The sequence below is a fragment of the Kitasatospora sp. NPDC004531 genome, from assembly GCF_053602195.1.
The window spans coordinates 1-12981 of record NZ_JBSGDD010000066.1 but is presented as its reverse complement, the minus strand read 5'-3'; the positions used below and the strand labels follow the sequence as shown (position 1 = coordinate 12981).

The 12981-nt window shown below is 75.2% G+C and carries 13 protein-coding genes; 7 read left to right on the top strand and 6 right to left on the bottom strand.

The window, feature by feature from the left end:
- Positions 1-39: 39 nt before the first annotated feature.
- Positions 40-495, bottom strand: a complete 456-nt coding sequence (locus ACWEMJ_RS23910; protein ID WP_452139150.1) for a hypothetical protein — start codon at positions 493-495, stop codon at positions 40-42.
- Positions 496-575: 80 nt separating this feature from the next.
- Positions 576-1214, bottom strand: a complete 639-nt coding sequence (locus tag ACWEMJ_RS23905; protein WP_452139149.1) for an alpha-ketoglutarate-dependent dioxygenase AlkB — start codon at positions 1212-1214, stop codon at positions 576-578.
- A gap of 143 nt (positions 1215-1357) precedes the next feature.
- On the opposite strand from ACWEMJ_RS23905, the gene ACWEMJ_RS23900 reads away from it, so the two are divergent.
- A complete protein-coding gene (locus ACWEMJ_RS23900; protein ID WP_452139148.1) occupies positions 1358-2962 on the top strand; it encodes a multicopper oxidase family protein in 1605 nt (534 codons plus the stop codon).
- A gap of 19 nt (positions 2963-2981) precedes the next feature.
- Here ACWEMJ_RS23900 and ACWEMJ_RS23895 read toward each other — a convergent pair whose 3' ends face one another.
- The 3 genes from ACWEMJ_RS23895 to ACWEMJ_RS23885 all read right to left on the bottom strand — a co-directional run bounded on the left by ACWEMJ_RS23895 (position 2982) and on the right by ACWEMJ_RS23885 (position 7395).
- A complete protein-coding gene (locus tag ACWEMJ_RS23895) occupies positions 2982-3710 on the bottom strand; it encodes an SDR family oxidoreductase (protein WP_452139147.1) in 729 nt (242 codons plus the stop codon).
- A 198-nt stretch (positions 3711-3908) separates the two neighbouring features.
- Positions 3909-5222, bottom strand: a complete 1314-nt coding sequence (locus ACWEMJ_RS23890) for a hypothetical protein (protein WP_452139146.1) — start codon at positions 5220-5222, stop codon at positions 3909-3911.
- Positions 5212-7395, bottom strand: coding sequence for a hypothetical protein (locus ACWEMJ_RS23885; RefSeq protein ID WP_452139145.1), 2184 nt, complete (start codon positions 7393-7395; stop codon positions 5212-5214). Before ACWEMJ_RS23885 ends, ACWEMJ_RS23890 begins: the two co-directional genes overlap by 11 nt.
- Positions 7396-9286: 1891 nt before the next feature.
- Here ACWEMJ_RS23885 and ACWEMJ_RS23880 point away from each other — a divergent pair.
- Positions 9287-9751 (top strand): GNAT family N-acetyltransferase, encoded by a 465-nt coding sequence (locus ACWEMJ_RS23880; RefSeq protein WP_452139182.1) that lies wholly within the window; start codon positions 9287-9289, stop codon positions 9749-9751.
- A 7-nt stretch (positions 9752-9758) separates the two neighbouring features.
- Here the strand turns inward: ACWEMJ_RS23880 and ACWEMJ_RS23875 are convergent, their stop codons facing one another.
- Positions 9759-10091, bottom strand: a complete 333-nt coding sequence (locus tag ACWEMJ_RS23875) for a winged helix-turn-helix transcriptional regulator (RefSeq protein WP_452139144.1) — start codon at positions 10089-10091, stop codon at positions 9759-9761.
- Positions 10092-10195: 104 nt separating this feature from the next.
- Here ACWEMJ_RS23875 and ACWEMJ_RS23870 point away from each other — a divergent pair, with 104 nt between their 5' ends.
- The 5 genes from ACWEMJ_RS23870 to ACWEMJ_RS23850 all read left to right on the top strand — a co-directional run.
- Positions 10196-10837, top strand: a complete 642-nt coding sequence (locus ACWEMJ_RS23870) for an NAD(P)-dependent oxidoreductase (RefSeq protein WP_452139143.1) — start codon at positions 10196-10198, stop codon at positions 10835-10837.
- 98 nt (positions 10838-10935) lie between these two features.
- Positions 10936-11367, top strand: coding sequence for a VOC family protein (locus tag ACWEMJ_RS23865; RefSeq protein WP_452139142.1), 432 nt, complete (start codon positions 10936-10938; stop codon positions 11365-11367).
- Positions 11368-11402: 35 nt separating this feature from the next.
- Entirely contained in the window at positions 11403-11963 is a 561-nt protein-coding gene (locus ACWEMJ_RS23860; RefSeq protein ID WP_452139141.1) for a DinB family protein, read from the top strand.
- A 78-nt stretch (positions 11964-12041) separates the two neighbouring features.
- Complete coding sequence (locus ACWEMJ_RS23855; protein ID WP_354644872.1) at positions 12042-12116, top strand: putative leader peptide; 75 nt, start codon at positions 12042-12044, stop codon at positions 12114-12116.
- Between the two features lie 113 nt (positions 12117-12229).
- On the top strand, positions 12230-12981 hold a 752-nt coding region (locus ACWEMJ_RS23850), incomplete at its 3' end, for an isopenicillin N synthase family dioxygenase (RefSeq protein WP_452139140.1).

Sequence of the window (12981 nt, the reverse complement as noted above, 5' to 3'; positions counted from 1 at the left end):
CCTGAGGTCCCTCCGGGCCGGGCCGGGCCGGAGCGGAGGTCAGGAGGCGGCCGCCCGGGCCGCCTCCAGCTCGGCCACCAGCCGCGCCACCCGCCGGTTGGTCCGGCCCGAGCTGTGGCCCGCCAGCATGTACAGCCGGTCCGTGCCGCCGGAGGCCAGCACCAGCTCCGGGACGTCGGACGTGTGGACCCGGCCCCGCAGGACGGCGATCCGCACCTCCCGGATGTCCGCCCACGCGTGGGAGCGGGCGTTGAGCAGCCCGGCGTACCTCAGCCCGGACGGCCCGTAGGAGACGCCGAACAGCGGCGAGCGGAACGTCAGCACCACGCCCGGCGCGCCCAGGACCACCATCGGGATCAGGCCCTGGAGCGCGTCGACCACCCGGCCCTCGGCCGCCACCGCCACCACGCCCGCCGCCATCGCCGCGGCGACCAGCAGGCACGCCCCGCCCAGCGGGAAGTAGACCAGCGTCAAGGGAGTCCGCCTCCTGCGCATGTCCGCCCCTCCTCCGAGCACCGCCACCTCCTTCGAACGCACGAACGGAGCCCGGCGTTCGGCTCCGGTCGGCCGGGGGTTCAGCGGACGTCGTGCGGGCGGAACTGGATGCTGATCCGCGGGCCGACCGCGCCGGTGCTCTTCGGGATGGCGTGCTCCCAGGTGCGCTGGCAGGACCCGCCCATCACCAGCAGGTCGCCGTGCCCGAGCGAGCGGCGCACCGTCGGGCCGCCGCCGCCCCTGGGCCGCAGCAGCAGGGGGCGGGCCTGGCCGACCGAGAGGATGGCGACCATGGTGTCCTCCCGGTCGCCGCGGCCGATCCGGTCGCCGTGCCAGGCGACGCTGTCCCGGCCGTCCCGGTACAGGCACAGCCCCGCGGTGGCGAACGAATCCCCGAGCTCCTCCCGGTAGTGCGCGCTGAGCGCCTCCCGTGCCTCGACCAGCACCGGCTCCGGCAGCGCGTCCCCCTCGTGGTAGAACGCCAGCAGCCGCGGCACGTCCACCACCCGCTCGTACATCTCCCGCCGCCCGGCCCGCCACGGCACCCGCCCCACCAGCCGTTCGAACAGCACGTCCGCCCCGGTCAGCCACCCGGGCAGCACGTCGATCCACGCCCCGTGCCCCAGCACCGTCCGCTCGATCCCGCCCAGCGGGCCGAGCGCGGGCTCCGTCTCCGGGTCGCCGACGTCGAACAGCGAACCCTGCAGCTGGTACGTCATGCCGTCCAGCGTACGCCCCCTTCGAACACTCGTACGATAATCGCCGAAGCTCCGCCCCCGTCGGACCGGATCCTGCTCGGCGGCCGCCCCCGGGAAACGGGAACGCCCGGGCGGCGGTGCGCCATCGAGGGCGGATTGTCCGGATGGCCCTAGATTGTCGGGCTATGAGAGAGAGTGGTGGGATCAGTCGCCGCCTGGTCCTCAAAGCAATCGCCGGCCTCGCGGTGGCGTCCGACGGGGTTCTGGGCGCGCGGCCCGCGGCGGCGGCAGGGACCGCGCGGTTTCCGCAGCCGGCCGGGGGCGCCTCCCGGTCGGAGGGGTCGACTGTCGAGCAGACGTTGGACGTTCGGTTCACGGAGGTCCACGTCCCGGGCTACGGGCAGGTGACCACGCGCACGTACAACGGGACGATTCCGGGGCCGACGCTGCGGGTGCGCGGCGGGGACACCCTGCGGCTGACGCAGGTCAACGGACTGCCGCCGAACGAGCCGTTCCACGGTGACCACAACCTGCCGCACCGTGCCAACAGCTTCAATCTGCACACCCACGGGATGCACGTCTCCCCGGCCGGGGACGCCGACAACGTCGGTCGGGAGTTCGTGCCGCGCACGGCCGAGGAGGTGGCGGCCGGCACTGCGGAGCCCCGGTACACGACGACGATCTGCGTGCCGGCCGACCATCCGGCGGGCACCTACTGGTACCACCCGCACGTGCACGGCTCCACCGCCGAGCAGATCGCCGGCGGAATGGCCGGGGTGATCGTCGTCGAGGGCGACGTCGACGAGGTGCCGGAGATCAAGGCGGCCGCCGACGTCGTCGTCTGCATCAACGAACTCAAGGTCGAGGACGGCCGGGTGCCCGCCTTCACCTCGGGCGGCTGGGTGGAGGGGGTGCCGTCCGTCTTCACGGTGAACGGCACCGTGAACCCCACCATCGGGCTGCGCCGGGGCGAGGTCCAGCGCTGGCGGCTGGTCGCCGCCACCGCCTTCACCGCGCTGCACCTCCAACTGGTGGGCGACCAGGGCGAGTTGGCCATGCACCAGATCGCCCAGGACGGCATCGGCTTCTCCGCGCCGGTCGCCCGGCCGCTGCTGCACCTGGCCATGGGCAACCGCGCCGACGTACTGGTCCTGGGCGGCGCGCCCGGCCGGTACGAGCTGCGGGCGGACGGGGTGGCCGGGGCGCTGCTGACGGTCGAGGTGGCGGAGGAGTCCGTCGAGCCGCCGATGCGGCTGCCGGTCTCGCTGCCGGCCGGAAAGCCGTTCCTCGACGAACGCGAGGTGGTCGCCGAGCGGGAGGTGGTGTTCCACGTCGATCCGCAGGTCTTCGACGGGCCGTTCCCCAACGCCTACCGCATGCTGGGCGGCAACGCCACGCCCGCCGCCGACCCGGGCGGGGACCTCACCCGCGACGCCGCCTACGGCCGCTTCGACCCCGGCTTCGTCAACCACACCCTGCGCCTGGGCACCGTCGAACGGTGGACCGTCCGCACCGACGAGACGGTGCCCTCCCACGGCCACCCGTTCCACCTGCACACCAACCAGTTCCTGGTCACCCACCGCAACGGCCAGCGGCTCGACCCGCCGGTCTGGCACGACACCGTCGGACTGGCCGGGGGCGCCCCGGGGGACTCCGTCACCTTCCTGGTCAAGTGCCAGGACTTCACCGGCCGCGCCCTCGCCCACTGCCACCAGCTGCACCACGAGGACCTCGGCATGATGCAGCTGGTCGAGTTCGTCGACCCGTGAAGCCCCCTTGTGAAGTCCCCTACAGCTGCTCGAAGTGGAAGCTGCGGATGAAGCAGTCCCGGGGCTGGCCGATGGCGAACAGCACGCAGTCCGTGACGGACTGGGTGGTGAGCACGTCGTCGGCGCCCCGGGAGGCGGTGTCCCACGCGGGGGCGAGCGGGTCGGCCTCGTCGAAGTCCGGCGGGTACAGCGAGATCACCCGGATGTTCTCGGGGCGCAGCCGGGCGGAGAGCACGTCGGCGAAGCCGGACTGGGCGGCCTTCGCCGCGTAGTAGGCGGGGTGCGAGGCGGAGCGGTGGTTGCGGAGTTCGCCGACCGACGAGACCAGGTTGACCACGTCGGCGGCGGACGAGGCCCGCAGCAGGGGCAGCAGGTGGCGGGTGACCAGCACGGTGCCGGTGGCGCCGGAGGCGATGGTGTCGACGATCGCCTCGTCGTCGGCGGCCAGCAGGTCGGCGCCGGGCAGGTAGCGGGCGGCGTTGTTGACCAGCACGTCGACCCGGTCGGTGCGGGCGGCGACCTCGGCGGCGAAGGCCCGCACCGAGGCGGGGTCGCCGAGGTCGCAGGCCAGGCCCTCCGCGGCGGCGCCGCTGTCGGCGGCGATCTCCTCGGCCGTCCGCCGGGCGGCGTCGAGCCCGCGCGCCGAGACCAGTAGCCGCGCCCCCAGCCGCCCGGCCCGGATCGCGAGGGCCCGGCCGGTGCCTCGGCCCGCGCCGGTGACGACCATGGTGCGTCCGGTGAGATCCATCTGCCTGCCTTTTCTACTGCCGGAAGGATAGGGGAAGTTGATCGAGGGGGCCGGGAGGAGGTCGGGCAGGCGCTGCGGGGAGAGCGGGTCTGCTGGGACGCGGAGTTCGGCGGAGCCGCAGCGGGCGCCCCTGGTTGCGCCTCCGACTGCGCAAGCGATCGGCCGCGCGCGGGGTGCCTGCCGAGGTCGCGGACGGCGTCAATCGTCCTGCTGCGGGCGGCTGTTGGTGCGGGTGAACTGGCCGGTGGTGACGCGGGTGGCGAGGGTGTCGTCGGGGCCGGCGAGGAGGGAGCCGTAGCCGGTGGCGGCCCAGAGGCTGCGGTCGGCGGAGACTTCGAAGTAGGGGACGGTGCGGCCCTGGTCGCGGACGGCGAGGACCTGCGGGGCGCGGCGGGCGCGCAGGGCCTGGGCGCAGTCGGTGCAGACGGCGATGTCGACGCGTTCGCGGCGGCCGAGCGGGCGCCAGGTGGTGCGGGTGGCGGCGGCGCCGTGGCGGGGGTCGAAGAAGCAGAGCGGGAGCTGCGGTTCGGTGGCCAGCGCGGCGCGCCCCTCCGCGGCCAGGGCGAGGACGCCGGCCAGGTCGGCGAGGTCGCGGGCGCCGTCCAGGACCCGGCCGGCGGCGTCGTAGGCGTCCAGGGCGCGGGTCAGGCCGGGGGTGGCGGCTCCGTCGGCGGCGTCCACGGCCTCGCCGAGGGCGAGCACCTCGGCGGCGGCCTGTCGGCGCAGCCCGGCCTCGTCGGCGGCCAGGTCGGCGTCGAACACCACGGCCGGGAGCGCGAACGCGGCGTCCCGGCGGGAGCTGCGGCGGCGGAGCAGCAGGACGGCTCCGGCGGCAACCACCAGTACCACTGCGGCAGTTGCGACGACCGGGCCGGTGGCGGAACCGTCGGAGTCGGCGTCGGCGGAGTGCGGGCGGGACGCGTACTCGCGGTCCATCCGGTCGCTCTCGGCCTTGTAGACCTCGGTGCCCTTCCCGGTACCGATCAGGTCGATCGCGCGGCCGATCCGGGCGGCCAGGCCGGCGTCCTTCAGTTCCTTGAGGAGGGCGACGGCGTTGGCGGAGTCGCGGACCTGGTGGGTGTCGGCGGGCCACTCGGTGCCGGTCAGCCAGCTGCCGTAGGAGTCGTTGGTGAGCAGGATCAGCTGCGGCAGGCCGAGGCGTTCGTTGACCACGGCGGCCAGTGACTTGGCGCTGCCGTCGAACGCGTCGCCCTTGTCGAGCGGTACCAGCACCACCTTGATCGGCAGGCCGGTGGCGGCGATCCGGTCGGCGAGTTCCTTCTGCTGGGTGGGGGTGACGGCGGCGGCGAACGCCGGGTCGACGTAGATCGGGCCGGTGCGCAGCGCGTCCACGATGACGGTGGCCGATGCGCCGGCGGGGGCGTTGTCGGCGCGGGCCGGGGCGCCGGTGCCGAGCAGGGCGGCGCAGGCGGCCAGCAGCAGCGCCGCCAGCCGGCCGGCGGCGCGCGGGCGGCGGGTGGTGGTGGTGATGGTCGGGCGGTCACTGGACACTGGCGGACTCCCTGGCCCTGAGGATGAGCGGGTCGAGGCCTTCGCGGGCGGCGGGCAGGATCGGGCCGGCCTCGTCCCACGGGGTGCGGTCGGCGCGGCCGTCCGGCACGGGCAGGCGCAGCAGCCGGTCGCCGACGGTGCGTCGGCGGGCGGCCGGGTCGGCGTCGCGGCGGTCGAGGCCGGCGCTGCGGATGGCGTCCCGGCAGTCGGCGCAGAGGTGCGCGGACCGCGGGCCGATGTCGAGTCCGGCGAACCAGGTCGGCACCCGGCCGCCGGTGGCCGCGCCGTGCAGCGGGTTGAGCCGGCAGACGGTCGGCCGGAGGTCGCCGCGCAGCGCGGCCAGTCCGCCCTGGGCGAGCACCACGACGGCGGCCCGGCGGCCGGCCCGGGCGCCCGCTTCGACGTCGGCGGCGTGGTCGTCGGCGTCGTCGTGCAGCAGTTGCGCGGCGTCCAGGCAGTCCCAGGCGCGGGCCCGGCCGGGTGCGTCCGGTGCGGCGGCGGCGAGGGCGGCGGCGAGGGCGCGGACGTCGTCCTCGGCCCAGCCGCGCAGTTGGCGCAGGGACGGTTGGGCGGCGCTGCGGCGGGGCGCGACGGGCGGTGCCGAGGAGCCGCTGGCGGACGGGTCGGCGGACCGGGCGCGGCGGCGGAGCAGGGCGCGGACGGTGGCGGCGGCGGCCGCGACGAGCAGCAGCACCACACCGAGCAGCAGGCCGCCGAGCACCAGGCCGCCCCAGAAGTCGCCGCTGAACAGCGGCGGCAGCCGGTTGTCGCGCAGCGGCGGCAGGGTGACCTCGGTGGGGACGGGGTCGTCGCCGGGCCGCGGTTGGGCGGCGGCGACGGCGTCCAGCACCTGGTTGAGGCGCGGCACGACTTTCAGGTCGTCGTACGAGCCGTACGGGTAGCGGACGTCCGAACCCAGCCGGGCGAACCGGCGTTCGGTGTCCCGGTCGGTGCCGTAACTGCGCAGCTCGATCCGGCCGAGGGTCGGGTCGATCAGGATGTAGACGCCGTTCTGCCCGGTGCGCTGGCGGATCAGCGACAGCAGCAGCCGCCCGTCGTGGTCGCTCTCGTCGTCGCTGCTGGACGGGGTGACCACCACGTGGACGGGGCCCTGCGGCGCGAGTGCGGCGATCCGCTGCCGGAGCGCGGGCAGGTGGGCGGCGGGCACCGCGTCGGGCGTGGACGGGTCCTGGTAGATCGGCCCGGTGGCGAGTCCGGCCGCGACCTCCTCCACCCGGGCGTCCAGGTCGGCCCGGGTGACGGTCAGGTCCGGGCTGTCCGCGGTCTGCGGGAACACCGAGGGCGCGGCGAGCACCACGCCGGCCACGGTGGCGGCGGCGGCCAGCAGGGCGCCCGCCAGCACACCGCGGTGGCGGCGCGCCCGGGTGGCCGCTGCGGCGTTCTTCCCGGACTTGCCGGGCTTGCCGGGCTTCGCGAGGTCGACCTTCCCGGGCTTCCCCGGCTTCCCCGAGCCCGCCCCGCCGGAGGTGTACGGCGTGTCGTAGCGCCGGGAGAGGCGGAAGCCCAGCGCGAGCACCAGGCCGGGCAGCAGCACCGCCGCGACGCCGAGGACCAGGTTCTGGTTCTGCCGGTCGGTGGAGCTGATGTACAGCGTGGGCTTCTCCGAGTGCCGGCGGCGCTCGGACAGTTCGTCCGCCTTCGCGGCGGCCCCCTCCTTGCCGAGCGCGACGGCGTCCACGAAGGTCTCGAAGGCGGCGAGCGGCCCGGCCCGGTACGGGGTGTCGTACAGGGCGATGCGGGCGGCGTCCTCGGCGGGCAGGTCGAGGCCGAACGCGGAGGCGCTGACGTAGCCGTACTCGTTGATCAGCACGTACAGGCCGTTCTCGCCGAGCCGGTCGTGGACCAGGGCGAGCAGTTCGGGGCCCTTGGCCTCGGGCACCGCCAGCACGTAGGTGGGGACGCCGGTGCGGGTCGCGAGCTCGGCGATCCGCGGGGCGAGCGAGCGCGGCAGCTCGCGCGGGCGGGCGGCGGAGACGTACACCGGGTTCTTGCGCAGTTCGGCGGCGAGCCGGTCGGCGCGGGTCAGGTTGTCGGCGGCGCCGGCGGTGGCCGCGGGCGACGGGCCCGGGTCGGCCTCGGCGGCGCCGGCGGGGCCGAGCACCATCAGCAGGGCGGCGAGCGCCCCGGCGGCCGTTCGAGCCGCCGCTCGCAACCGTATTCGTGTCCGTGTCCGCATCGGCGCCCCTCCGGTGGTTCGGCCCGTCACTTTACCCGCGGTTGGCACGGACGGGCCCAAGCACCCTGCGGCTCCCCGCTCCTGCCGGGTGGTGGGGTGAGGGCGGCGCGGCGCGTCGGAGGGCGTGGTGGCGATCGACCGGAGCCCGCCTCGCCGAATACGTCGCCGCCCGGTAGCGGAAATCCGCACGACACGGCGTCCGGTGCCGCAGCACAATGACGGCCGAGATCTACCGAGAGGACACACCTTGGGGCTGTCGCCGGACGCACTGGACGCTGTACTGCCGCTGCTGACCGACCCCGATCCGGCGGTCCGGCGGGCGGCGGCTCCGGCGGCGGTGGAGATCGGGGCGCTGCCGGAGTGCTGGCGGCGCGAGACGGACCGGTCGGTGCGGGTCGCGCTGCTGCTCGCGCTGCGCGAGAGTGAGGGCGTCGAGGAGCCCGCCCTGCGGGCCGAGGCCCTGGCTGCCGACGATCCTGCGCTGTACGTCGTGGCGGTGTACGCCTGCGCCGCGCGCGACCCCGAGCTGGCGGCCCGCCACTTCGAGCGGCTGGTCGCCGTATTGGGCGATCCGGTGTCACGTCCGTGCTTCGAGGGCGTCTGGTACGTCCCGGACGTCGCCGAACCGCTGGAGCGCGAGCATGTCCTGTGGTGGGTGCTCCGGCTGTTCGCACACCGGCCGGACCTCGAAAGCGCATACATGCTGCGACTGTTGGCCGCCGCCGAGCGCAGTGGCGACACCCTCCTGTGCCAGGAGTCCCTGGACATCGCGTGGCAACTGCTCACCGCACGACGGCCCGAACCGGCGCTGCTGCCGGCCGTCGGCCCGCTGCTCGACCACCCCTCCCCTGCCGTCCGCCACCGCGCCGCGAACCTCCTCGCCGGCCTCGGACCCGCCGCCGCACCCTACGCGGACCGGCTGGCCGGCCTGCTGGACGACGACGGCGCGGCCCCGGGCCTGGACGGGACGGTCGGCGAACTCGCCCGCTGGGCGCTGCTGCGCACCGGCGACCCGCGCGGACTGCCGGGCCTGGTGGAGCAGTTGCGCGCACAGGAGGACGCGGGCCGTTGCTACGTCGCCAACTGTCCGCACCGCCCCGACCCGGTCGACGTCCTGGCCCCGCTGCGGGCCCACGCGGACGCCCTGCTGCCCGAGGTGCGCGAGGTGCTGCGGCGGGCCGAGCCGGACAACATCACCCGTCGTCTCCTCGTGGCGCTGGCGGCCTGGGGGCCGGACGCCGCCCCGGTCCTACCGGAGCTGCCGCAGCTGCTCGACCATCCGTACACGGCGTACGAGGCGAGCTGCGTCCTGGTGGCGATCGGCCCGGCCGCCGCACCGCTCGTCCGGGCCCGCGGCGGTCTGGACGCCCACCGACTCGACTGGCACCCGGACCTGATCGCCGATGACCGGCCGGCCGCGCTGCGCCTGATCGGCGAGGCCGTGCGGAACGCCGAACCCCCGAGCTACGGCCCGGTCGAGCGGCTGGCCGAGTTCGGCCCGGCCGCCGCGTCGCACGCCGACCACCTGCGCCACCTCGTCGCCACCGCCCATCCCGGGGGCCGCATCGCCGCCGCTGACGCCCTCCGGTCGATCACCGGTCGGCCCGGGCCCCTCCTCGGCCTGCTGGCGGCACAGGTGCGGGCGATCGCGGACGGCGGGGACCAGTACGGCCTGTTCGCGCAGGCCGTGCGCACCATGATCCGGATGAGCACGGTCACCCCGGAGGTCCGCGCCGACCTGCTGGCGATCCGTCGGGCGGACCACCGCCTCTCCCACGAGCAGAACCACCGCGCCATCCTCCAGGACGAGGAGCTCCGCGCCCTCGTCGACCATGCCCTCGCCCTGCCCGACGACGAAGGAGAACCGATGGACGTACAGGTGCGCACCGGGCGGGGCGGGGACGCCGGGGAGTTGGTGCGGCTGGCCGGGCAGGTGGAGGAGTGGTTCGGGGCGATGGTGGGCGAGCCCGGGTTCCACGAGGCGGTGGAGCGCCAACTGGCGGACGGGACGGCGCTGGTGGCCGTGCGGGGCGGGCGGGTGGCGGGCGGGCTGCTGGTCGGGTACCGGGCGCCGGTGTGCCATCTGCACTGGCTGGTGGTGGACGAGGACGCCCGGGGGCTGGGGGTGGGGCGGGCGCTGGTCGAGCAGGCGCTGGCCCGCTGCCCGGCGGGGGTGGAGACCGTCGAGGTGGTGACCTTCGGCGCGGACCATCCGGGGGCGGTGGCGAGCGGGGCGCGGGTGTTCTACGAGCGGTTGGGGTTCTCCCCGGCCGAGGCCGCCGAGAACGGGCCGGAGGGCGGCTCGCGCCAGGTGTACCGGCGTCCGCTCTGACGCTCCGTCAATTCGGTCGGTGCGCGCGGGCCCAGGCGCAGGCGGTGTCCAGGACGCCGATCAGCGAGCGGCCCGTCTCCGTCAGCGCGTACTCGACGTGCGGCGGGTTGCCGCCGCGGTCGGTGCGGGTCAGCCAGCCGTCGCGCTCCATCGCGCGCAGCGTCTCGGTGAGCACCTTCGCGTTGACGCCGCGCAGCCGGGCCTTGAGTTCGGTGAACCGGTGCGGCCCGCCGTCCAGACAGCGCAGCACCGCACCGGACCACTTGTCGCCGACCCGCAGCGGCGGGCGGTGCGCGCAGTCGCGGAGGTCGAACACGCCGGCTTCGTCGGGGTTGGCCATGCGTCCGACGATAGCCGCACCCGGGGGCCGGTTCCGTTGCGGTAACCGGGGGTGCCCGTCCTACCGTCGGCGACGACAGCGGAACGGGGCACCGAGGAGGAGCCATGGGCGGGATCGTGATTTTCGGCGCGGGCGGCAGGGTCGGACGGGCGGCGGTCGCGGAGGCGGCCGGGCGCGGCCACCGCGTCACGGCGGTGGTCCGCGACCCCGCCAAGTACCCTGAGCTGCACGGGATTTCGGGCGTGACGGTGGCGCCCGGCGACGCCACCGACCCGGAGGCCGTCGCCCGCCTGGCCGCCGGGCACGACGCGGCGGTCAACGCCTCCGTGCGCCTGGACGTCCCGTCCGAGGCGTACTTCACCGCCGCCGCGCGCGCCCTGGCCACCGGCCTGAACCGCGCGGGGGTGGGCCGCCTGCTGGTGCTGGGCATCGCCACCACCCTGGAGACCGCACCCGGCGTCCGGATCATGGACGACCCCGAATTCCCGTCCCAGTACCGGGAGTTCTCCCAGGGGCACGTCGCCGAGTTCGACCTCCTCGCCGCCGAGGCCGGCCCGCTCGACTGGCTGATGGTCGTCCCGCCCATGGACCTCACCCCGGACGCCCCCACCACCGGCCGCTACGTCACCGCGGTCAACACCGTCACCGGCACCGGCCGCATCTCCCACGCCGACCTCGCCACCGCCCTCCTCGACGAGATCGACGCCCCGAAGCACCACGCCACCCAACTGGCCGTCTCGCACTGACGGTCGGTCACCTCCCCGGCGCGGCAGACCTTCACCGGGCTGCGGGGCGGCCTAGGGTGGGGGCCGTTCTTCGCAGCTCAGAGCCGAGGAGGCCGGAGATGACCGGGTCCGCTGCCGTTCCCCCGCCGCCGCAGGTGTGGCCGACGTTGCGGGCGCGGGACGCCCGGGCGCTGATCGCGTTCCTGGTGGAGGCGTTCGGGTTCGAGGCGACGTCCGTGTACGCGGACGGCGACCGGGTGCTGCACGCGGAGTTGGCGTGGCCGCCCGGCGGGGGGATCATGCTCGGCTCGGTCAAGGAGCCGTCCTCGGCGGCCGGCGGCGACCCGTGGCCGCTCAAGCCCGGCACGTTCGGGGCGTACGCGGTGACGGACGACCCGGACGGGCTGTACCGGCGCGCGGTGGGGGCGGGTGCGGAGGTGACGGCGGAGCTGCACGACACCGACTATGGCTCGCGGGACTTCACGGTGCGCGACCCGGAGGGCAACCGCTGGTCGTTCGGCACCTACCGGGGCGAGCCCCGCAAGCACTGACCGCCCTGTCGGAGCCGCCTGGCAGGCTGGCGGCCATGACGACCGAACCGACCCCGCCCCCGCAGCACCTCTCCCCCGCCTGGGCCGACGCGGACGGCCGGGCGGCCCCGCCGCTGGTCGGCGAGGAGCGTGAACTCCTCACCGCGTTCCTGGACTTCCACCGGGAGACCTTCGCCCTGAAGTGTGCGGGCGTCCCGGTGGAGCGGCTGTCCGAACTCGCGGTGCCGCCCTCGGGCCTGAGCCTGCACGGACTGCTGCGGCACCTGACCGGCGTCGAACAGTGGTGGCTGGAGATCCAGTTCGCCGGCGACGAGTCCAAGCCGCTGCAGTACTACTCCGACGACGACCCGGACCAGGACTTCGAGCACCTCGACGGCGACTTCGCCGAGGCGCTGGCCCGCTGGCGCGCCCAGGTCGAGATCTCCCGCCGGATCGCCGCCGAGGCCCCCTCGCTGGACGCCACCGGCATCCAGAAGACCACCGGCCGCCCGGTCTCGCTGCGCCGCATCCTGCTCCAGATGCTCGCCGAGTACGCCCGCCACAACGGCCACGCCGACCTGCTGCGCGAACGCATCGACGGCGCGACCGGCTACTGAGGCGGGCGGCCACCGGACGACCGAACGATCGGTCCACCGGCCCCGTCGTCCGTTCGGCGGGGGAGGTAACCTGGCAGGGTGCTCCTACTCGTCAGCCGTCGCCACGTGGACCTGCTCCGCGTCACGAGCATGTCCTGTCGACGCTCCGGCTGATCGCCCTCTCCGCCTCCCCCGCCCGCAGCCGTCCGACCGCGCCGGGCACCACCGACCCGGCCCCCGGCACGACCCGCCGCAGCGACCGGGCCCTTCCCCGTGGACGCACACCCATGACGTCGCAGCACCCCCTCGCCCTTCCCGTCATCGACCTCTCGCTCGCCGACGGCGACACCGCCCAGCGGGCCCGGCTCCACCGGGAGCTGCGGGCGGCCGCCACCGAGGTCGGCTTCTTCCAGCTCGTCGGCCACGGCGTCACCGCCGCCGAGACCGCCGACCTCACCTCCGCGATGCACGCCTTCTTCGCGCTCCCCGAGGCCGACCGGCTGTCGGTCAGCAACCTCAACTCCCCGCACTTCCGCGGCTACACCCGCACCGGCGACGAACGCACCGGCGGCAGCCGCGACTGGCGCGACCAGCTCGACATCGGCCCCGAACTGCCGCCGCACGTACCCGCGCCCGGCGAGCCCGCGTACTGGTGGCTGGAGGGGCCCAACCAGTGGCCCGCCGCGCTCCCGGAGCTGCGCACCGCGTCCCTGCACTGGATCGCCCGCCTCGACGGGGTCGCCCGCCGGCTGCTGCACGAACTGCTCGCCTCGATCGGCGCCCGCCCGGACTTCTACGACGACGCCTTCGCCCCGCACCCCCACCTGCACCTGAAGCTGGTCCGCTACCCGGGCACCGCCCCCGACGGCGCCGCCCAGGGCGTCGGCACCCACAAGGACTACGGCTTCATCACCCTGCTCCTGCAGGACACCGTCGGCGGCCTCCAGGTCGAACGCCCCGACGGCACCTTCCTGGACGTCCCCCCGCTGGACGGCGCCTTCGTCGTCAACCTCGGCGAACTCCTCGAAGTCGCCACCGA